Raw genomic sequence first — 21,058 nt, 5'->3', positions numbered from 1 at the left:
TCGGCACACGCCCCTCGCTGACACCTGTAACGACCCGATATTGGAAGAGGCCAGATGACGATCCGCGTGATGCTCGTCGACGATCAGGTGCTGCTGCGCACCGGGTTCCGGATGGTGCTCGCCGCCCAGCCGGACATGGAGGTCGTGGCGGAGGCGGGCGACGGTGTCGAGGCCCTCCAGGTGCTGCGGACGACCGAGGTGGACGTGGTGCTGATGGACGTCCGCATGCCGAAGCTCGACGGTGTGGAGACGACCCGCCGGATCTGCGCGGACACCGACCCGCCGAAGGTGCTCATCCTGACCACCTTCGACCTCGACGAGTACGCCTTCTCCGGGCTGAAGGCGGGCGCCTCCGGCTTCATGCTCAAGGACGTGCCCCCCGGTGAGCTCCTCGCCGCGATCCGGGCCGTGCACAGCGGCGACGCGGTCGTCGCGCCCTCCACCACCCGGCGGCTCCTGGACCGCTTCGCGCCGATGCTGCCGGGCACCAAGAAACCCGAGCACAAGGAGCTGGAGCGGCTCACCCACCGCGAGCGGGAGGTCATGGTGCTGGTCGCGCAGGGCCTGTCCAACGGCGAGATCGCGGCCCGGCTCGTGCTGTCGGAGGCGACCGTGAAGACGCACGTGGGCCGCATTCTGACCAAGCTGGGCCTCAGGGACCGCGTGCAGGTCGTGGTGCTGGCCTACGAGACGGGGCTGGTGCGGGCCGGCGGGCACGACTGAGCCGCCCGCGCGGGCCCGCTATCTGAGGATCCCCTCCAGGAACTCGCTGCCGAGCCGGGCCACCACCGTCACGTCCAGCTGGTGCAGGACGTAGCGCCCGCGGCGGCGGGTCGTGATCAGGCCCGCCTTCTTCAGCACGCCCAGATGCCGGGATATCTCCGGGGCCGTCATGCCGTGCACCTGCGCCAGCTCGCCGGTGGTGTACGCGCTGCGCGCGAGATGGCGGCACATGCGCATGCGGACCGGGTGCGACAGCGCGGTCATCCGCAGCGCCAGCTGCTCCAGCGTGGGCGGGGCGGCGAGCTCGGGGGAGCCGACCGGGTAGTGCAGCACCGGCTGCCAGCCGTACCGGTGCAGGACCATCAGGTGCGGCCAGCCCAGGCTCGTCGGGACGAGCAGCAGGCCGCCGTCGCCCGTGGCCGTACGGCCCTCGCCCAGCTTGTCGACCGTGATGCGGGCGGCGGCCTCGTCGAGCGTCACCGCCGGGGACGCCGCGGCCAGGGCCTCGGCCAGGCCCTTGCGCCTGAGCAGGTCCGTCTTGTGGCGGGCGTCCGCCGCGAGCTGGTGGCGCAGCCGGGACCAGGCCTCCGCGAAGAACGCCTCGTCGCAGTCCTGGAGGAACCGGCGCAGCCAGGCGCGGATCCTGGGCGGGTCGGCCAGCAGCCGCTCGCTGAACCGCAGCTGCTGCGGCCCGCGCGCGGCGGCCAGCTCCAGGGCGCGGCGGCGCACCTCCGCGTCGGACAGCGCGTCCGGGCCGTGCGAGCAGTAGGGCAGCGCGCACGTGAACTCCAGGGCGGCGTCCACGAACTGCTCGTCCGTCAGCTTGTCCAGCAGGTCCAGTTCCTCGGCGAGCGTGGCGCACGGCAGGGTGCTGCGGCCGGGGATGCCGGCGAACGGCATGAACAGGTCCGAGAACGTCGTCCGCCACAGGAAGTCGGCCTCGCACATCCGGTCGGCCAGATGGGGGTCGAGCCGGGCGGTCACGCCCGTCACCCAGCCCTGGAGGCCCGGGTGGTGCCCCGGCTCGGACAGCGCGTGCAGCGCCATGCCCAGCTCGGCCAGGGGCGAGGGCACGACGGCGACCCTGTCCGGCCGCAGCCCGTCGATGTCGATGTGCACGCTCATGCCCTCATGGTGCACCCCGCCACTGACAACGCCCCCGTCGATTGACGGGCGCCGTCAATCGACGCGACACCGCCCTCGCCGCGGGCGCACGGTGGGTTCACCGGGGCAGCCGCGGAGCCTTCCGGACCTCCATCACCCCGTCCCGCAGAGGCGATCCACCATGAGCAGCACGCAGCAGTACCTCCTCGACACCTACCGCGCCCGGTCCCTCGGCGAGCCCGCCCCGCCCGCGCCGGGCAGGCACGACTGGCAGGTCGTACGGGAGTGGCGCGACGAACGGCACTTCCGGGCGGTCCTGGCGGGCCGCCCGGCCCGCCACCGGTTCCGGGACGCCCTGAGCCGGTGGCGGCGGCGCCCTACCTGACCTGCTCCGGCAGCCGGGCCACGAACTCGGCCACCGCCGTCTTGACGTCCTCGGCGGTCCACTCCAGCCCATCGGACCGCACATGCACGTCCGTGAACGCCAGGCCCGGGCCGCCCCGGTCCCAGCCGGAGCCGAACAGCACGACCCCCGTCTCCTCGGCCGCGCGGACCGCCGCCTCGGCCAGGACGTCCGCCTCGTACGGCAGCCACACCTGGAAGTCGTGGGTGTGCGGCACCTCCGGGCGCACGCGCGCCCACGGCAGCCCGGTGGCGGCGAACCCCTCGCGCAGGGCGGCGGCCACTACGCGCGCGTGGGCGACGTACTCCGGCAGCCGGGGCAGTTCCCGCTCCAGTCCGACCAGCGCGGACAAGGCCGTCGGGAACTGCTGGAAGACCTGGCCGCCGTACCGGTGCCGCCAGGCCTTCGCCTCCTCGACGAGCTCCCTGGGGCCGGCGAGGGCCGCGCCGCCGAACGCTTCCAGGGACTTGTAGAACGACACGTAGACGCTGTCAGCCAGGCCCGCGATCTCCTCCAGGGACCGGCCGAGGTGGACGGTGGACTCCCACAGCCGGGCCCCGTCGAAGTGCACCACCGCGTCCCGCAGCCGCGCGGCCTCGACGACCTCGGTGAGCTCCTCCCAGGACGGCAGCACGAAACCGGCGTCCCTGAGGGGCAGTTCCAGCATCAGCGCCCCGAAGGGCTCCTCGAAGTCGCGCACCTCGGCGGCGGTCGGCAGCCGCGGCTCGCCCGTCACGCGCACCGGGCGCAGGCCGGCGACCTCGCTGAACGCGTTCCGCTCGTGCACCTCGGGATGGCTGAGCGCGTGCAGGGCCACGGTCGGGTCGCCGGTGCGGCCCGCCCAGCAGCGCAGGGCCACCTGCTGGGCCATCGTGCCCGTCGGGAAGAACGCGGCGGCCTCGGTGCCGAGGAGTCCCGCGACCTTCCTCTCCAGCGCCTCGACGACGCCGTCGCCGTACACGTCCGACAGTTCGTCCAGGTCGTACGCGTCCCCCGCCCCGTCCAGCAGCGCCAGCCGCTCCCGCAGGGTCCGGTGGAAGCCGAACCGCGCGAACACGCGCCGTGCGCCGCGATGGGCGGCCAGCCGCCGTTCACGGATCCGTGCGCCCCGGTCCTCGCCCGCCGCCTGCTCGTCGCGTTCCGCCGTGTCGGTCATGGTCCGGATCCTCTCCCGCGCGCGTGCGGCCGGTCATCCGCATTTCGAACGCCGTCCGGGAGCACGCTCGGGCATGCACACCCTGTGGACAACCGAACGCCCCTCGAACCGATCGCGTTAACATGACGAGAAATCGTCCGGTACCCGGAGCGGACTGGAACGGGAAGGCCGCCGTCGAGTGAACACAACCCCACAGCCAGACCCCAGGGACCGCCCCGCGCGGCTCACCGTCGGCGTCGTCGGCGCCGGCCGCGTGGGACCCGCACTGGCCGCGTCCCTCCAGCTCGCCGGGCACCGCCCGGTCGCCGTCTCCGCGGTCTCCGAGGACTCCCGGCGGCGCGCCGCGCAGCTGCTGCCCGACGTGCCGGTGATGCCGCCCGCCGAGGTCCTCCAGCGGGCCGACCTGGTCCTGCTGACGGTTCCGGACGACGCCCTGCCCGACCTGGTCGCGGGCCTCGCCGACACCGGGTCCGTCCGGCCGGGCCAGCTGCTCGTCCACACCTCCGGGCGGTACGGCGCGCGGGTCCTCGACCCCGCCCTGCGCGCGGGCGCCCTGCCGTTGGCCCTGCACCCCGCGATGACCTTCACCGGCACGCCCGTGGACGTCCAGCGGCTGGCCGGCTGCTCCTTCGGCGTCACCGCGCCCGAGGAGCTCCGCCTCGCCGCCGAGGCCCTCGTCATCGAGATGGGCGGCGAGCCGGAGTGGATCGCCGAGGAGAACCGGCCGCTCTACCACGCGGCCCTCGCCCTGGGCGCCAACCACCTGGTCACCCTGGTCGCCCAGTCCATGGAGCTGCTGAGCGCGGCCGGGGTCGCGGCCCCCGACCGGATGCTCGGGCCGCTGCTCGGCGCCGCCCTGGACAACGCCCTGCGCTCCGGCGACGCGGCCCTCACCGGCCCGGTCGCGCGCGGCGACGCGGGCACGGTCGCCGCGCACGTCACCGAACTGCGCCGGCACGCCCCGCAGACCGTCGCCGGCTACCTGGCCATGGCCCGCGCCACCGCCGACCGGGCCCTGGCCCACGGCCTGCTGAAGCCGGAGCTCGCCGAGGACCTCCTCGGGGTACTCGCCCACGGGACCGACGGCACCGAAGGGGACGCCCGATGACCACCACCCTGCTGCGCACCGCCGGCGAACTGCACGCACGCGCGCGTACGGGCCGCCGCGCCGTGGTGATGACCATGGGCGCCCTCCACGAGGGCCACGCCACGCTGATCCGCACCGCGCGTGCCCTCGCCGGGCCGGACGGCGAGGTCGTCGTCACGGTCTTCGTCAACCCGCTCCAGTTCGGCGCGGGCGAGGACCTCGACCGCTACCCGCGCACCCTGGACGCCGACGTCAAGCTCGCCGAACAGTCCGGCGCGGACGTCGTGTTCGCCCCGTCGGTCGACGAGGTGTACCCCGGCGGCGAGCCCCAGGTCCGCATCACCGCGGGCCCCATGGGCGAGCGCCTGGAGGGCGCCTCCCGCCCCGGCCACTTCGACGGCATGCTCACGGTCGTCGCCAAGCTGCTGCACCTCACCCGCCCCGACGTCGCCCTGTACGGCCAGAAGGACGCCCAGCAGCTGGCCCTGATCCGCCGCATGGTGCGGGACCTGAACTTCGGCGTGGAGATCGTCGGCGTCCCCACCGTCCGCGAGGAGGACGGCCTGGCCCTGTCCAGCCGCAACCGCTACCTCTCGCCGGCGGAGCGGCGCACCGCCCTCGCGCTGTCCCGGGCCCTGTTCGCGGGCCAGGACCGGCACGCCGCCCAGGAGGCGCTGCGGGCCCGGGCCCGCGAAGTGCCCGCCACACGCGCGCGTGCCGAGGCGCTCAGCGCCATAGGGGAGTCCCGCGCGGCAGCCGACGCGCACGCCGTCGCGACGGCCGTCCCGGGCGGCCCCGCGGCCGTCCGCGCGGCGGCCCGCCAGGTCCTCGACGAGGCCGCCCGCCTCCAACCGCCGCTCAAGCTGGACTACCTCGCGCTGGTCGACCCGTCCGACTTCACCGAGATCGGCGACGACTTCACCGGCGAGGCGGTCCTGGCCGTCGCCGCCCGGGTCGGGACGACCCGGCTGATCGACAACATGCCCCTCACCTTCGGAACCCTCGGAGCCGCCTCGTGACCACCACAGGCATACGACTGCACGCGCCCGCTCCCGGGTGGTCCATCGCCGCGGACGTGGTCGTCGTCGGCTCCGGCGTCGCCGGCCTCACCGCGGCCCTGCGCTGCCAGGCCGCGGGCCTGCACACCGTGGTGGTCACCAAGGCCCGCCTCGACGACGGCTCCACCCGCTGGGCCCAGGGCGGCATCGCCGCGGCCCTCGGCGAGGGCGACACCCCCGAACAGCACCTGGACGACACCCTGGTCGCGGGCGCGGGCCTGTGCGACGAGGAAGCGGTCCGCCTCCTCGTCACCGAGGGCCCCGACGCCGTACGCCGCCTCATCGAGACCGGCGCCCAGTTCGACGAGTCCTCCGAGGGCGGCCTGGAACTCACCCGCGAGGGCGGCCACCACCGCCGCCGCATCGCCCACGCCGGCGGTGACGCCACGGGCGCCGAGATCTCCCGCGCCCTGGTCGAGGCGGTACGCGCGCGTGGGATGCGCACCATCGAGAACGCGCTCGTCCTGGACCTCCTCACGGACGCCGAGGGCCGCACCGCCGGCGTCACCCTGCACGTCATGGGCGAGGGCCAGCACGACGGCGTCGGAGCGGTCCACGCCCCGGCGGTGGTCCTGGCGACCGGCGGCATGGGCCAGGTCTTCTCCGCGACCACCAACCCGTCGGTCTCGACCGGCGACGGCGTGGCCCTGGCGCTCCGCGCGGGCGCCGAGGTCAGCGACCTGGAGTTCGTCCAGTTCCACCCCACCGTCCTCTTCCTGGGCCCGGACGCCGAGGGCCAGCAGCCCCTGGTCTCCGAGGCCGTACGCGGCGAGGGCGCCCACCTCGTGGACGCCGACGGCGTGCGCTTCATGCAGGGGCAGCACGAACTGGCGGAACTCGCCCCCCGGGACATCGTCGCCAAGGGCATCATGCGCCGCATGCAGGAGCAGGACGCCGAGCACGTGTACCTCGACGCCCGCCACTTCGGCGCCGAGATGTGGGAGCACCGCTTCCCGACGATCCTGGCCGCCTGCCGCGCCCACGGCATCGACCCGGTCACCGAGCCCGTCCCGGTCGCCCCGGCCGCCCACTACGCCTCCGGCGGCGTCCGCACCGACTCCCACGGCCGTACGACCGTGCCCGGCCTGTACGCGTGCGGCGAGGTCGCCTGCACCGGCGTCCACGGCGCCAACCGCCTGGCCTCCAACTCCCTCCTCGAAGGCCTGGTCTACGCCGAGCGCATCGCGGCCGACATCGCGGCGAACGGCCTCCACGCGCGCGTGCCGCAGCCGCTCCCGCACCCGGAGACCCCCGAGCACCCCCTGCAGACCCCGGAGGGCCGCTTCGCGATCCAGCGGATCATGACGAACGGGGCCGGAGTCCTGCGCTCGGCAAAGTCCCTCGCCCAGGCCGCCGACCAGCTCCAGCGGCTCCACACCGACGCCCGCGACGCCCTCGCCGAGAACGGCAAGACCGCAGAGCCCGGCGTCGACACCTGGGAGGCCACCAACCTCCTGTGCGTGGCCCGCGTCCTGGTCGCCGCCGCCCTGCTGCGGGAGGAGACCCGGGGCTGCCACTGGCGCGAGGACCGCCCCGAGCGCGACGACACGGCCTGGCGCCGCCACATCGTCGTACGCCTGAACCCCGACCGGACGCTGGCCGTGCACACCACCGACACCACACACTTCCCTACGACTTTCCCGCCCCAGGCCCCCCAGGAGCAGTGACCGACGTGAGCACCCCCGACCTTCCCCTCGCCTCGTCCGGAGGCTGCGGCGACGGCTGCGCCTGTGGCGCGGACGACGAGGCGTACCTGGAGTGCGGCCTGGACCCCGCACTCGCCCAGCTCCTGGCCGACGCCGGCCTCGACCCCGTGGAGGTCGAGGACATCGCCAACGTGGCCGTCCAGGAGGACCTGGCCCACGGCGTGGACGTCACGACCGTCGCCACGATCCCCGAGGACGCGGTGGCCACCGCCGACTTCACCGCGCGCGAGGCGGGCGTCGTGGCCGGCCTCCGCATCGCCGAGGCGGTCCTCTCGGTCGTCTGCGAGGAGGAACTGGCGATCGAGCGCCACACCGAGGACGGCGACCGCGTCGAGGCGGGCCAGAAGCTCCTCTCGGTCACCACCCGCACCCGCGACCTCCTCACGGCCGAGCGCAGCGCGCTGAACATCCTGTGCCGCCTGTCGGGCATCGCGACGGCCACGCGCGCGTGGGCGGACGTCCTGGAGGGCACGAAGGCCAGGGTCCGGGACACCCGCAAGACCACGCCCGGCCTGCGCAGCCTCGAAAAGTACGCGGTCCGCTGCGGTGGCGGCGTCAACCACCGCATGTCCCTCTCGGACGCGGCCCTCGTCAAGGACAACCACGTGGTCGCCGCGGGCGGTGTCGCCCAGGCCTTCAAGGCGGTCCGCGAACGCTTCCCGGACGTGCCCATCGAGGTCGAGGTCGACACCCTGCACCAGCTCCGCGAGGTCCTGGACGCCGGCGCCGACCTGATCCTCCTGGACAACTTCACGCCGGCCGAGTGCGCGGAGGCAGTCGCCATCGTCCAGGGCCGCGCCGCCCTGGAGGCCTCGGGCCGCCTCACCCTCGACAACGCCAAGGCCTACGCCGACACCGGCGTCGACTACCTGGCCGTCGGAGCCCTCACCCATTCCTCGCCGATCCTGGACATCGGCCTGGACCTGCGGCCGGCCGAGTAGGGGAGCGGGTACGGGCCATGCTGCTGACGATCGACGTAGGAAACACCCACACCGTCCTGGGCCTGTTCGACGGCGAGGACATCGTCGAACACTGGCGCATCTCCACGGACGCGCGCCGCACCGCCGACGAGCTGGCGGTCCTCCTCCAGGGCCTGATGGGCATGCACCCGCTCCTCGGCGACGAACTGGGCGACGGCATCGACGGCATCGCCATCTGCGCCACCGTCCCCTCGGTCCTGCACGAACTCCGCGAGGTGACGCGCCGCTACTACGGCGACGTCCCGGCGGTCCTCGTCGAACCGGGCGTCAAGACGGGCGTCCCGATCCTCATGGACAACCCCAAGGAGGTCGGCGCGGACCGCATCATCAACGCGGTCGCGGCGGTCGAGCTCTACGGCGGCCCGGCCATCGTCGTCGACTTCGGCACGGCGACGACGTTCGACGCGGTCAGCGCGCGCGGCGAGTACGTCGGCGGCGTCATCGCCCCCGGCATCGAGATCTCCGTCGAGGCCCTCGGCGTCCGCGGCGCCCAGCTCCGCAAGATCGAGGTGGCCAGGCCGCGCAGCGTCATCGGCAAGAACACGGTCGAGGCGATGCAGTCGGGCATCATCTACGGTTTCGCCGGCCAGGTCGACGGGGTCGTCAACCGCGTGGCCCGCGAGCTGGCCGAGGACCCCGACGACGTCACCGTCATCGCGACGGGCGGGCTCGCGCCGATGGTCCTCGGCGAGTCGTCGGTCATCGACGAACATGAGCCATGGCTGACGCTGATCGGCCTGCGACTGGTGTACGAGCGGAACGTGTCGCGTATGTGAGCGGCGTTGTTCGCTGAGGCCGGGGCGTCGCGCAGCCCGACGCAGCGGGGTGCCGCTTCTGTGGGACGGGTGCCGCCCCAGCGGCACGACTGCCCGCAGCTGGGTGAGCCACGACGCGCCCGCAGCCGCCGGACGGCGCAAGGGGCCGTGTCGGGGGGTGTCCGCCCGCAGCGGTTGGCGCGTCAACGCCAGTGAGTCGGTGTGACACCCCATCGCGCCGTTCCGAGGACGAACACCCCCCGGCGCGGCCCCGACCCACCACCCGGCGTCAGGCGAAGACGCGCACCCCCACCCCACCTGCGCAGGCCGCCGCAGGCACCGCACCCCACCACCACCCGAGTGGTCCCCCACGCCACACCCGCCCGTTATGCGGAATTTGTCTGATTAGCGCGTATCGTCGCCGCATGCCCACGCCATACGGATCCCGCGGCGGCATGGCGTTCGGCGTGGAGGAGCTGCGTGTGCTCCGCCGCGCTCTCGCCCTCGCCCTCCACCCCACCTCCGCCTCGTCCGACGACGTCCAGGACTGCCTCCGCCTCGCAGAGTCGCTCGACGAGGCGATGCGGGAGGGGGCCAGGCTGCGTGCCTTCCTCGTGGCCGACCTCGGCCGGTACCGCGCCGCCCTCCCCGGCACCGCCGCCGGCTACCTCGCACTCCTGGACGAGGCGCTGGGCGCCGGATACCGCCCGCACCCGGACGACCTCGCCGCCCTCAGCGCCCTGCGCGGCAACCCCACCGCCGCCGCCCTCCTGGACCGCTGCACGGTCGCCTCCATCATCGCCACGACCCGCGACACCCCCACCGTCCCCGCCTGCCGCACCCGCCTCCACGCCCTCCCCGGGGGCCGCTCCGGCGGCCTCTCCGGCCTCACCGGGACCTCCGTCAAGGACACCCCCGAGAAGCAGCCCGAGAAGAAGCCCGTGCGAAAGCCGGCCGCCCCGAAGCCCGCGCCCGCCCCCAAGCCCACCCCCGCCCCGGGCACCCCGAAGCCCACCCGCCCGATCCCCACCCCGGGCGAGGTCTTCCCGCGCCGCAAGCCCACCCCGCCACCCCCGGCCAACCCCCAGCAGCTCGCCGCGGGCTGACGTGGCTACTCTGGATCCATGGACTACGTCTCCGCGCTCCTGCCCCCGGTCGTCATGGCCGTCTTCTTCATCGGCGTGATCCGGGTGATCGTGAAGACACAGGGCGGCGCCAACAAGGCCAAGGAGGACGCGGCCGTCGACGCCGCCCTCGCGCGCGCGGAGGGCGCCCAGCAGTCCTCCGCGACCAGCCCCAGGGCAGACGCCTGACCCCACCCCCGCCGCCGGCGTACGACTCCGCGAGGCCGCCACCGCGCAGCCCGCACTTTCGAGTCGTACGCCCTTTTTGTTCCCGTTCGCCGGTGAAGCGCACGTCCGCCACGCCATTACCCAGATCTCCCACTATTGTTCTGAGCTGTGCCTCGCCCATTGGGAGAACTCGAAGACGCGGTCATGTCGCGGGTCTGGAAGTGGAACCGCCCCGTGACCGTTCGAGAAGTCCTGGAAGATCTTCAGAAGGAGCGGTCCATCGCCTACACCACGGTGATGACCGTTTTGGACAATCTCCATCAGAAGGGTTGGGTGCGCCGCGAGGCGGAAGGCCGCGCCTATCGATATGAGGCGGTCTCCACACGCGCCGCCTACGCCGCCGCCCTGATGAACGAGGCCTGGTCGCAGAGCGACAACCCCGCCGCCGCTCTCGTCGCCTTCTTCGGCATGATGAGCGAGGAACAGCGCCACGCTCTCCGCGATGCCGTACGCATCGTCCAGGGCCCGGAAACCCAAGAACCGACCGAACCGTCGGAATCCGCTCCGCGCACGGAACGCGCGGAACCCGCCGAACCTGCAGAACGCGCGGAACCCGCCGAACCCCCAGAACGCGCCGAACGCGCGGAACCCACAGAACCGCCGGAACGGCCGGAACCCCGGGAACGCCCGGAACGCCCCGAACCCCCGGAAGGCCCCCCGGAGGGCCCCCCGGAGAACCCCGCCTCCGCACAGGACCCCGGCGGGCGATAGCGTCCGCTCATGTCCGCGAAGAGCCCCGAAGCCACCGCAAAAGCCATCACCGTCCGGCGGGCCCGCACCAGCGATGTCCCGGCCGTGCGCCGCCTCCTTGACGCCTACGTCCGCGGGGGCATCCTGCTCGACAAAGCGACGGTGACGCTTTACGAGGACATCCAGGAGTTCTGGGTCGCGGAACGCGACGACAACGCCGAGGTCGTCGGCTGCGGAGCCCTGCACGTGATGTGGGAAGACCTCGCGGAAGTCCGCACTCTCGCGGTGAAGCCCGGCCTGAAGGGCGCGGGCGTCGGACACCAGTTGCTGGAGAAGTTGCTGGACACCGCCCGCTGGCTCGGCGTTCGCCGGGTTTTCTGTCTGACCTTCGAAGTGGACTTCTTCGGCAAGCACGGCTTCGTGGAGATCGGCGAGACGCCCGTCGACACGGATGTCTACGCGGAGCTGCTGCGTTCCTATGACGAGGGCGTCGCGGAGTTCCTCGGTCTCGAACGAGTGAAACCGAACACCTTGGGCAACAGCCGGATGCTTCTGCATCTGTGATCGCCAGGGCCGGCCGGTTCGTCAAGACGTATTCCACGGCGCCACCCCTGCCCCGGTGCCCTATGTCCGAAACGCGCACGTTTCCGGTCGGGCGGCGGGCTACCGGTCTCTGCCGAGGGTTTGTGTTTTTCCGGCAAAAGCGGTTTGCTTTCCGAGGTACTGCAGTACTGCATATAACAGGGGACGGCGATACGGCGGACGCCGGCACACCCCGGGCCCTGAAGATATCGATGAAAGGAAATCCGGTGGCACAGAAGGTTCAGGTCCTTCTTGTCGACGACCTCGACGGTGGCGAGGCGGACGAGACCGTGACGTTCGCGCTGGACGGCAAGACGTACGAGATCGATCTCACCACCGCCAATGCGGACAAGCTCCGTGGCCTTCTCGAGCCTTACGTGAAGGGCGGTCGTCGTACCGGAGGCCGTGCTTCGGGCGGGCGCGGAAAGGCGCGCGCGGCTTCGAGCGGCAGCCAGGACACGGCGGCCATCCGCGCGTGGGCGAAGGAGAACGGCTACGAGGTCAACGACCGCGGCCGTGTTCCGGCGACCATCCGCGAGGCGTACGAGAAGGCCAACGGCTGATCAGCGGCACTACCGACCCTGCGCACGCAAGGCCGGAGGCTGGGCGCACGCGCGCCGCAGCCGGATCCGGTGGCACTGTGTGGCCACCGTGTCCACCAGCCGTACGAGATCGGGGGCGCCCCCACCGCTCCCCAAGGCCGACAGCGTCGGCAGCGAGGTCTCGACCTCGCATCCCGGCTCGGGGGGCCGCAGCCACACAGCGGCCCCCTGGGAACCGAGTCGGCCCAGGGGAAGCGGCCGACCGGCGAACGGGCCGGGCTCGCAGGACAGCGGCGCATCCGTTCCGGACGCCGACCGCGCGTCCACCCCGGAGGGCGACGGCGCGTCGACTCCGACGAGCTGCCGTACGCCGACGTCCGGGTGCGTCCGCGTGCTGATTCCGTCAGGCAGCAGCTGACCACCACCGCCAGGAAGCGACCGGGCGTCCACTTCGGCAGGCATCCGCGCACCCTCGTCAGGGAGCACCCGCCCGTCCACCTCCAGGGCTGGCCGAGCGCCCCCCTCGGGAAGCCGCCGTCCGTCCATCCCCGGAGGCAACGGCGCGTCCACCTGACCGCCCGGCCCGATCGCGGTCAGGTCGAGCGTCAGGGTTCCCCACTCCAGCCACTCCAGCAGCCCGGGCAGTTCCTCGGCGCTGCCGGTGGCCACCAGCAGCTGCATCCGGTCGCCCCGCACGGCCACCGGAGAGCCGGGGCCCAGGCGCCGCAGCGCGGCGTGTCCCGCCTCGGCGGGCACGTCCAGTACGTCGAAGCGCACTCCCACCGCCAGCCTCGGCGGATCGCCCGGCACCGTCGGCCAGCCCAGTTCGTCCTCGTACCACCGCCGGACCTGACCGCTCGCGTCGAGATCCACCGGGTCGAGCGGCCGGCGGGGAAGCGGGACGGCCCGGGGCGCGGAGGCGATCACGGGATGAGGGGCGACGAACATGCCAAGTGCAACCGCCGGAAGGACGTGCGGGTTACGCTGACGGCACGCTGTGTAGTGAGATGAGTGCACAGAGTGGCGAAATGGGGGCGTGTAGGGGGTGCGCGGAAGCGCAAGGTTGTTCGCCCGTAGCGGAGGGAACGGGAGCGCTCGGCATGGACTTCCGGTCCGTACGGGTAAGACATCCCTAGTGGGAGGGGGCGACACGCAGAAAAGGACGTCTCACGTTCGCCATCGGCGTACTGGCGAGTGGGGTATCTGCCTGGCCTGCGGGAACATCGTCTCGCACCATCGGGTTGGAGCAGATGTCGGCGTTCGGGGTCAGGAGGCCAAGGACGGTGTCGGCAGTTGGAATGAGCGGTCCCCGCTTGCGGGACTAAGCTGCGGAAGGACAGGGAGGGGAAGTTCCCCCCACTGCCTGACCGCTCTGAGGAGCGATTAACGATGTTCGAGAGGTTCACCGACCGCGCGCGGCGGGTTGTCGTCCTGGCTCAGGAAGAAGCCCGGATGCTCAACCACAACTACATCGGCACTGAGCACATCCTCCTGGGCCTGATCCACGAGGGTGAAGGTGTCGCCGCCAAGGCCCTTGAGAGCCTCGGGATTTCGCTCGAGGCGGTCCGCCAGCAGGTGGAGGAGATCATCGGCCAGGGCCAGCAGGCCCCGTCGGGTCACATCCCCTTCACCCCCCGTGCCAAGAAGGTCCTGGAGCTGTCGCTCCGCGAGGCCCTTCAGCTGGGCCACAACTACATCGGCACGGAGCACATCCTGCTCGGCCTGATCCGCGAGGGCGAGGGCGTCGCCGCCCAGGTCCTGGTCAAGCTGGGCGCAGATCTGAACCGCGTGCGGCAGCAGGTGATCCAGCTGCTCTCCGGTTACCAGGGCAAGGAGACCGCCACCGCCGGCGGTCCTGCCGAGGGCACGCCCTCCACGTCCCTGGTCCTCGACCAGTTCGGCCGGAACCTCACCCAGGCCGCTCGTGAGTCCAAGCTCGACCCGGTCATCGGGCGCGAGAAGGAGATCGAGCGGGTCATGCAGGTGCTGTCCCGCCGTACGAAGAACAACCCGGTGCTGATCGGTGAGCCCGGCGTCGGCAAGACCGCCGTCGTCGAGGGCCTCGCCCAGGCCATCGTCAAGGGCGAGGTGCCCGAGACCCTCAAGGACAAGCACCTCTACACCCTGGACCTCGGCGCCCTGGTCGCCGGCTCCCGCTACCGCGGTGACTTCGAGGAGCGCCTGAAGAAGGTGCTCAAGGAGATCCGCACCCGCGGCGACATCATCCTGTTCATCGACGAGCTCCACACGCTGGTCGGTGCGGGTGCCGCCGAGGGCGCCATCGACGCCGCGAGCATCCTCAAGCCGATGCTGGCCCGCGGTGAGCTGCAGACCATCGGTGCGACGACGCTGGACGAGTACCGCAAGCACCTGGAGAAGGACGCGGCCCTGGAGCGCCGCTTCCAGCCCATCCAGGTCGCGGAGCCGTCCCTGCCGCACACGATCGAGATCCTCAAGGGTCTGCGCGACCGGTACGAGGCGCACCACCGCGTCTCCATCACCGACGAGGCGCTGGTCCAGGCCGCCACCCTGGCCGACCGGTACATCTCGGACCGCTTCCTGCCGGACAAGGCGATCGACCTGATCGACGAGGCCGGTTCCCGGATGCGCATCCGCCGGATGACCGCGCCGCCGGACCTGCGCGAGTTCGACGAGAAGATCGCCGGCGTCCGCCGCGACAAGGAGTCCGCGATCGACTCGCAGGACTTCGAGAAGGCCGCCTCCCTGCGCGACAAGGAGAAGCAGCTCCTCGCCGCCAAGGCCAAGCGGGAGAAGGAGTGGAAGGCCGGCGACATGGACGTCGTCGCCGAGGTCGACGGCGAGCTGATCGCCGAGGTCCTCGCGACCGCCACCGGCATCCCGGTCTTCAAGCTCACGGAGGAGGAGTCCTCCCGCCTGCTGCGCATGGAGGAGGAGCTCCACAAGCGGGTCATCGGCCAGAACGACGCCGTCAAGGCGCTGTCGAAGGCGATCCGCCGTACGCGTGCCGGTCTGAAGGACCCGAAGCGTCCCGGTGGCTCGTTCATCTTCGCCGGCCCGTCCGGCGTCGGTAAGACCGAGCTGTCCAAGGCGCTCGCCGAGTTCCTCTTCGGCGACGAGGACGCGCTGATCTCCCTCGACATGTCGGAGTTCAGCGAGAAGCACACGGTGTCGCGGCTCTTCGGTTCGCCCCCCGGCTACGTGGGCTACGAGGAGGGCGGCCAGCTGACCGAGAAGGTCCGCCGCAAGCCGTTCTCGGTCGTCCTCTTCGACGAGGTCGAGAAGGCCCACCCGGACATCTTCAACTCGCTGCTGCAGATCCTGGAGGACGGTCGCCTGACCGACTCCCAGGGCCGGGTCGTGGACTTCAAGAACACGGTCATCATCATGACGACCAACCTCGGCACCCGGGACATCTCCAAGGGCTTCAACCTGGGCTTCGCGGCCCAGGGCGACACCAAGTCCAACTACGAGCGCATGAAGAACAAGGTCTCGGACGAGCTCAAGCAGCATTTCCGGCCCGAGTTCCTCAACCGCGTCGACGACGTGGTCGTCTTCCCGCAGCTCAGCCAGGACGACATCCTCCAGATCGTCGACCTGATGATCGGCAAGGTGGACGAGCGCCTGAAGGACCGGGACATGGGCATCGAGCTCTCCCAGTCCGCCAAGGAGCTGCTGTCCAGGAAGGGCTACGACCCCGTGCTGGGTGCCCGGCCGCTGCGCCGCACCATCCAGCGCGAGATCGAGGACTCCCTGTCGGAGAAGATCCTCTTCGGCGAGCTCCGCCCCGGCCACATCGTGGTCGTGGACACGGAGGGCGAAGGCGAGGCCAAGACCTTCACCTTCCGCGGCGAGGAGAAGTCGGCCCTGCCGGACGTCCCGCCGATCGAGCAGGCGGCCGGCGGCACGGGTCCGAACCTGAGCAAGGACGCGTAAGCGTCACGGCCGAGTGAGAGGGGCCGGTGCCTTCCGGGGCATCGGCCCCTTTCCCGTGCCCGGGGTCAGATGCGGATGATCTCGGCGGTGGGGAAGATCTCGGCGTAGGGGGCGAGGAACTCCTCGCTGTCGAGCTTGCTGACGCCCAGGGTGCGCAGCCCCGGCAGGCGGGAGGCGAGCAAGCGCAGCGATTCCGGGGGCGGTGGTTCCACGAGGAACTGCAGGGACCGGACGCCGGGCAGTTCCGGCACGGCGCCTTGAGCGTAGCCCTCGGGCTGCCCGTAGAGGGACAGCGCTGTGAGTGCCGGAAGAGCGGCCACCTCGGACCAGTCCTCGGCGCTCAGGGGCGTTCGGCCGGACACGCCGAACGTGAGGGACTGGAGTGTGGGCCACCGGGCCAGGCCACGCAGCCCGGTCGAGTGGATGGAATCCATGCCGAGGAAGAGACGCCGCAAGGGTGCGTCGGCGGGGAGGGTATCGGCGAGGCAGTCCCCCGGGACGTTTCCGTCGATCGAGAGCAGCGTGAGCTTGTTCAGCTTGCCCAGCCCGGTGAAGTCCGCGCCGCGGTCGAAGACCACCAGATCGGTGAGCGGAAGTTCCGCGAGCCTTGAGAGGCCGAAGGTGCCTGGGCAGCGCTGGAGCCACAGACCGGTCAGGGACGGGAACGCCGCCTGTAGCTCCCCCAGGTAGCCGAGGCTCGGATTGTTCCGCAGGTCCAGGAATCGGACCTCGGCGGGCTCGGGGACGCAGTCGAGGAGTTCGGCCGCGGTCAGCGGGCCGTCGAACCTCAGATTCGCCCAGGGGCGCATCAGGTGGAGCATCGCCCTCTGCTCGGCCGATTCGCAGACCACGGTGAGGTCGTCCCGCTCCAGGTGGTCGAGCACGTCGACCGCGAACTCGTGCGTGTCGAACCGGCTCCAGGTCCCCGCGATCTGGCGCCGTACGTCGAGATCCGGATGCTCGCGGAAGCGGCGCAGCACCGCGAGCGCGCTCTGGTCCTCCTCGGCTCCGAGGAGCGAGGCGGTGACGACGACGCCGTGGGCCTCTTGGGCGGTCAGCCCCTCCGGCCCGGGCAGCAGCTCCAGGACCAGCGGTCCGGCCTCCGCCAAGGCCCGCGCCTCCGGCGTCGTACGCGGCGGGATGAGCGTCCCGGCCCGTTCCTCCACCTCCGCCCGTACTCCCGGGTCCAGGGCCGCCGCGTGCTCCAGGCACGCCAGCGCCAGGAGGGTCAGCCGCGGGGTGTCCGCGGCCAGCAGCCGCCGCAGCAGGGTCGCTCGTTCCCGGGGGCGGGCGTGCGCGACAGCCATGCGGATCACGTCCTCCCAGAGGCTGTCGTCCGCGTGGCCGGCGAGGACGCCCAGGTGGCCCTCCTCGACGGCGTACCGGGCGCCCAGGTAGTCCTGGAAGGTGCGGTGGACGAAGTCGACGACGCCCTCGCCGGGCTGGCGGAGCAGGCCGCTGCGGAGCAGGAGCGTGCGCAGTAACGCCCCCGCGTCACCCTGGCCCGACGCCGGCGCGATGACCGGCAGGCAGCGGGCCACGATGTCCTCGGCCGTCTCCAGGTCCATCTCCGTACGGCCGCTCAGCACCAGCGCGTAGGCGAGGCGCTGGAGCACCTCCAGCTGGGCCTCCTCGCCCAGCTCGGCCCCGTCCACCGAGCCCATGCCCCGCTCCCGGTCGCGGCGCGCGAGCAGCATCCCGAGGGCGGCGTCGTACAGCTCCTTGCGGCCGGTGGGGAGGTACCCCCGCCGCTCCCGGTGCAGGGCGCAGATCAGGCCGCACATCAGGGGGTTGGTGGCGAGGCGGGCCAGGTCGCGTTTGGTGCGCAGGGAGTCCAGGAGCTGCGTCTCGTACTCGGGCGCCCGCGCGGCCGCGTGCCAGCGGTGCACGAACGTCCTCACATCGGCGCGGCGCATCGGCGTGAGGGTCAGTTCCCTGAAGCCCTCGCCGGCCAGCCAGTCGGGGCGTACGGCCGTGGGGCGGGAGGTCAGCAGCCAGTGGTTGCCGGGGAAGGCGTGGATCAGGGCGAGCAGCCAGTCGCGGGTGCGGTGCCGGTCGGCGGCGGGGATCTCGTCCAGGCCGTCGACCAGGACGAGCCCGCGCCCGGCGGTCAGGACGCGTTCGGCCCAGCCCTCGGGCGGGGTGAGCGGGCAGCTCACCGCCGTGAGGAAACCGGACGGCGTCGGCAGGCTGTCCGCGCGGATCAGGGTGCGCAGCGGGAGGACGAACGGGATGCGAGCCCCGTCCCGGGCGGCGGTCACCGCCAGCCACTGCACCAGGGTGGTCTTGCCGGAGCCGGCGTCGCCGCGCAGCAGGACCCGGTCGTGGCTGCCGAGGGCCTCCTCCGCGGGCAGCCGGACGGTGGCGGCGCCCGTGTGCTCGCCCGGCGGCGCATCGGCTGCGGCGGTCTCCTCGCCGCTCGTCGCCTCCAGGCTGAGGTAGGCGACCTCCAGGGGCCAGCGGTCGGGGGAGTCGCGCAGGTCGATGCCGTAGATGGTGATGTGGTTGTGGCGCTCGGCGACGTACGGCAGGTAGCGGCGTTCGAAGGCGGCGTCCCGGCTGCCCGGGCGGGGTGTGCGGGTGATCAGCTCGTCGACCTTGGCGATCAGTTCCGCCTGGGCCCGGGTCTGCTCGATCAGGGTGCGGGCGACGAACGTGGAGCGGCGGGTGAAGAACTCCAGGATGTTCAGGCACGCCCACTCGGTCGCGTGGTCGAGGAAGTGGCAGGAGTCCGTGGACAGCCCGTCGGGTGGCGGGGCCGCGTAGTGCAGTCTCTTGGCCAGCTCGCGGTGGCCGAGGCGGACCGCCTGGACGTCGTCCATGTCGAGGTCGCCGATGGCGAGCAGCCTGCGGGCCAGGGTGTCGGTGACGGCGGTCTGCTCGTCGGCCGGGAAGGGCGGCTCGCCCGGGGAGTCCACCGCCTGCGCCACGATCCGCCCGGCGAGCCTGTGCACGTCCGGCTCGGTGAGGGTGCGCTTCTCGCCCCGGAAGGAGACGAGCGCGGAGAGGCGCACCGGTTTGTCGACCAGGCCCGCTCCCGGGCCCTCCGCGCGGAAGAGCTTCTTCAGCAGCGGGGCGACCAGCGCGGACGCCAGCTTGCCGCCGAGTACCGTCGGATCCAACCGCCCCACCCCCGTGACCGCGCGAACGGGGGTGAGACTACCCGGAGTTGAACAGGCGGGTCAGGAAAGCTGCCCGTCGTAGTCCGGCAGCTTGTACGTCTTCTCGGCGTGGCCGCCCGAGAGGTCGGTGGCGCTGTTGCCGATGTTCGCGATGATCGTGTAGCCCTTCTTCTCTACGTCGACGCGCTGGGCCGTCTTGTACTCGGCGACGTTCCTGAAGAGGTCGATGAAGTTGCGGACGTAGAGGCCGGAGACCTGGTAGCCGGCCTGCTTCAGGTTGTACTCGGTGACCGAGTAGATGATGTCCGGGCGGGCGGTCACGAAGAACAGGGCGACGCCGCGCTCCTGGGCGTATCTCGCGACCTCCAGGACCGGCTTGTTGGCCGGCTGCGGGTAGCTGAAGCCGAAGTCGGTCTCCAGCGTGGTGTTGTCGATGTCGAAGACGATCGCCTGCTTCTCGCCCGGCTTGGCGGCCGCGATGCGCTGCTTCAGATACGGCAGCGCCTGGTCCATCACCGCCTGGCAGTCCTTCTGCCAGGTGGCGTAGTCGACGTCGGCGGCGGCCGTGATGGCGGCCGTGGCGGCCTGGGTGGCGGGCGCGGCCTCGGCCGGTGCGGCCATCGCCACGAGGGCCGCCGCCGAGACGGCGGTCACTGATGCGCGGCGCAACCAGGGGCGTCGGGTCTGCATGTCGTGGGGGTCCTCTCACGTCCGTGACGCTGCCAACATGTCGTGTGCATGTTCGTGGGCGAGGGTGGCGCGAGGGGAACCGTAGGGTTACTGGACGGTAGGCGCCTAGAGGCGTACGCCACATTTCCGGAATGGCCGAAGAGGGGTCCCGGTGACATGGCGCACAGGCGATATGTCCGTTACTAGGCGGAATAGTGGTGAACGGACCGGGAGGAAAGGGATTCTCGGCCCGCGGTACGGGGTGAAGTGCAGTGCAGTGTGCTGATTCGTCCCGAATGGGAGCTCTGTCAAGAGACGTAGAACACTGAACGAAATTACTAACTTCTGTCGTAGATCACGCTTTTGGGAGTTTGTCGGACTTCGGGTTACCAAGGGATGGCCATTCGGCGAGCGACTGCGCGCCGGGTGGTTTTCTCCGTCCCCTTCCCCACGAGGTTTCGATGTCCCAGCGCGTCACGTCCCGTTCCTCCCGTACGTCCCAGTTCCGCACCCGTGCGACCGTGCTGGCCGCCGGCCTCGGTGTCTCGGTCGCACTGGGAGCCGGGGTCGCGTCCGCCGCCGACACCACGGCCGCGTCCGGTGCCGCCACTGCCGTCCAGGCGCAGGCCGCCGCCCAGGCCAAGGCCGCCAAGGCCGAGGCGGCGAAGGCCGCGAAGGCTGAGATGGCCGCCAAGGCCGCCAAGGCCGCTGCCGCGAAGAAGGCGGCCGCGAAGAAGGCCGCCGTGCAGAAGGCCGCCAAGAAGGCCAAGCCGTCCTGGGTCGACCCGGTGAAGAAGTACAGGCTCTCCGCGAGCTTCGCCCAGAACGGCGGCATGTGGCAGTCCACCCACAGCGGCCAGGACTTCGCCGTGCCGAGCGGCACCCAGGTCGTCGCCGCGCACGGCGGCACCGTGGTCAAGGCCGGCGGCAACGGCGCCGGCGACGGTCCCGCGTACGGCAACGCCGTCGTGATCAAGCACGGCAACGGCACGTACTCGCAGTACGCCCACCTGTCGAAGGTCAAGGTGAAGGTTGGCCAGATCGTCAAGACCGGCCAGGAGATCGCGCGGTCCGGCAACACCGGCAACTCGAGCGGTCCGCACCTGCACTTCGAGATCCGTACGACGCCGAACTACGGCTCGGCGGTCGACCCGGTGAAGTTCCTGCGCGCCAAGGGCGTGAAGGTCTGACCCGCCCCCAGGCTGCCCAGGCCC

At 71.8% G+C, this 21,058-nt stretch carries 19 protein-coding genes; 14 read left to right on the top strand and 5 right to left on the bottom strand.

Annotated elements, in window-relative coordinates:
- The first annotated feature begins 54 nt into the window (after positions 1-54).
- Positions 55-723: a response regulator gene (locus IE255_RS23265; RefSeq protein ID WP_190052317.1), complete on the top strand. Its 669-nt coding sequence runs from the start codon at positions 55-57 to the stop codon at positions 721-723.
- Between the two features lie 18 nt (positions 724-741).
- On the opposite strand, the gene IE255_RS23260 is transcribed toward IE255_RS23265, so the two are convergent.
- Positions 742-1,848 (bottom strand): DUF5937 family protein, encoded by a 1,107-nt coding sequence (locus IE255_RS23260; protein ID WP_190052316.1) that lies wholly within the window; start codon positions 1,846-1,848, stop codon positions 742-744.
- 160 nt (positions 1,849-2,008) lie between these two features.
- Here IE255_RS23260 and IE255_RS23255 point away from each other — a divergent pair, with 160 nt between their 5' ends.
- Positions 2,009-2,212: a hypothetical protein gene (locus IE255_RS23255; protein WP_190052315.1), complete on the top strand. Its 204-nt coding sequence runs from the start codon at positions 2,009-2,011 to the stop codon at positions 2,210-2,212.
- Here IE255_RS23255 and IE255_RS23250 read toward each other — a convergent pair.
- A complete protein-coding gene (locus IE255_RS23250) occupies positions 2,205-3,386 on the bottom strand; it encodes a threonine aldolase family protein (RefSeq protein ID WP_190052314.1) in 1,182 nt (393 codons plus the stop codon). The genes IE255_RS23255 and IE255_RS23250 overlap by 8 nt on opposite strands.
- Positions 3,387-3,564: 178 nt before the next feature.
- Here IE255_RS23250 and IE255_RS23245 point away from each other — a divergent pair, with 178 nt between their 5' ends.
- From IE255_RS23245 to IE255_RS23200, 10 genes are all read left to right on the top strand, one after another.
- Positions 3,565-4,494, top strand: coding sequence for a Rossmann-like and DUF2520 domain-containing protein (locus IE255_RS23245; RefSeq protein WP_190052313.1), 930 nt, complete (start codon positions 3,565-3,567; stop codon positions 4,492-4,494).
- Entirely contained in the window at positions 4,491-5,492 is a 1,002-nt protein-coding gene (gene panC / locus IE255_RS23240; RefSeq protein WP_190052312.1) for a pantoate--beta-alanine ligase, read from the top strand. Before IE255_RS23245 ends, panC begins: the two co-directional genes overlap by 4 nt.
- A complete protein-coding gene (locus tag IE255_RS23235) occupies positions 5,489-7,198 on the top strand; it encodes an L-aspartate oxidase (RefSeq protein WP_190052311.1) in 1,710 nt (569 codons plus the stop codon). The genes panC and IE255_RS23235 overlap by 4 nt, the downstream gene beginning before the upstream one ends.
- A 5-nt stretch (positions 7,199-7,203) precedes the next feature.
- On the top strand, positions 7,204-8,178 hold the full coding sequence (gene nadC, locus IE255_RS23230) for a carboxylating nicotinate-nucleotide diphosphorylase (protein WP_190052310.1): 975 nt from the start codon (positions 7,204-7,206) through the stop codon (positions 8,176-8,178).
- A 17-nt stretch (positions 8,179-8,195) separates the two neighbouring features.
- Positions 8,196-8,993 carry a type III pantothenate kinase gene (locus IE255_RS23225; RefSeq protein WP_031115868.1) on the top strand — a complete coding sequence of 266 codons (798 nt, stop codon included), beginning with the start codon at positions 8,196-8,198 and terminating at the stop codon, positions 8,991-8,993.
- Positions 8,994-9,427: 434 nt separating this feature from the next.
- The gene (locus IE255_RS23220; RefSeq protein ID WP_190052601.1) at positions 9,428-10,078 is read left to right on the top strand and encodes a hypothetical protein; all 651 of its coding nucleotides are present in this window, start codon (positions 9,428-9,430) and stop codon (positions 10,076-10,078) included.
- An 18-nt stretch (positions 10,079-10,096) separates the two neighbouring features.
- Positions 10,097-10,285 (top strand): hypothetical protein, encoded by a 189-nt coding sequence (locus IE255_RS23215; protein WP_190052309.1) that lies wholly within the window; start codon positions 10,097-10,099, stop codon positions 10,283-10,285.
- A gap of 183 nt (positions 10,286-10,468) precedes the next feature.
- Positions 10,469-11,035 (top strand): BlaI/MecI/CopY family transcriptional regulator, encoded by a 567-nt coding sequence (locus IE255_RS23210; protein WP_229906531.1) that lies wholly within the window; start codon positions 10,469-10,471, stop codon positions 11,033-11,035.
- Positions 11,036-11,044: 9 nt separating this feature from the next.
- Positions 11,045-11,578, top strand: coding sequence for an amino-acid N-acetyltransferase (locus IE255_RS23205; RefSeq protein WP_190052307.1), 534 nt, complete (start codon positions 11,045-11,047; stop codon positions 11,576-11,578).
- A 245-nt stretch (positions 11,579-11,823) separates the two neighbouring features.
- Entirely contained in the window at positions 11,824-12,159 is a 336-nt protein-coding gene (locus IE255_RS23200; protein WP_010048839.1) for a histone-like nucleoid-structuring protein Lsr2, read from the top strand.
- A gap of 9 nt (positions 12,160-12,168) precedes the next feature.
- Here the strand turns inward: IE255_RS23200 and IE255_RS23195 are convergent, their stop codons facing one another.
- Positions 12,169-13,086: an SCO3374 family protein gene (locus tag IE255_RS23195; RefSeq protein WP_190052306.1), complete on the bottom strand. Its 918-nt coding sequence runs from the start codon at positions 13,084-13,086 to the stop codon at positions 12,169-12,171.
- A gap of 441 nt (positions 13,087-13,527) precedes the next feature.
- On the opposite strand from IE255_RS23195, the gene IE255_RS23190 reads away from it, so the two are divergent.
- The gene (locus tag IE255_RS23190; protein ID WP_190052305.1) at positions 13,528-16,053 is read left to right on the top strand and encodes an ATP-dependent Clp protease ATP-binding subunit; all 2,526 of its coding nucleotides are present in this window, start codon (positions 13,528-13,530) and stop codon (positions 16,051-16,053) included.
- Between the two features lie 65 nt (positions 16,054-16,118).
- On the opposite strand, the gene IE255_RS23185 is transcribed toward IE255_RS23190, so the two are convergent.
- Both IE255_RS23185 and IE255_RS23180 read right to left on the bottom strand, forming a co-directional pair.
- Entirely contained in the window at positions 16,119-19,175 is a 3,057-nt protein-coding gene (locus IE255_RS23185) for an NACHT domain-containing protein (protein ID WP_190052304.1), read from the bottom strand.
- A 60-nt stretch (positions 19,176-19,235) separates the two neighbouring features.
- Entirely contained in the window at positions 19,236-19,865 is a 630-nt protein-coding gene (locus IE255_RS23180; RefSeq protein ID WP_190052303.1) for an HAD family acid phosphatase, read from the bottom strand.
- A gap of 440 nt (positions 19,866-20,305) precedes the next feature.
- On the opposite strand from IE255_RS23180, the gene IE255_RS23175 reads away from it, so the two are divergent.
- Positions 20,306-21,034, top strand: coding sequence for a M23 family metallopeptidase (locus IE255_RS23175; protein WP_190052302.1), 729 nt, complete (start codon positions 20,306-20,308; stop codon positions 21,032-21,034).
- The last annotated feature ends 24 nt before the right edge of the window (positions 21,035-21,058 follow it).

The organism is Streptomyces lomondensis (assembly GCF_014651035.1).
Lineage (GTDB): Bacteria > Actinomycetota > Actinomycetes > Streptomycetales > Streptomycetaceae > Streptomyces > Streptomyces lomondensis.
The sequence above is the reverse complement of the archived record's forward strand: the minus strand, read 5'-3'. Positions and strand labels throughout refer to the sequence as shown.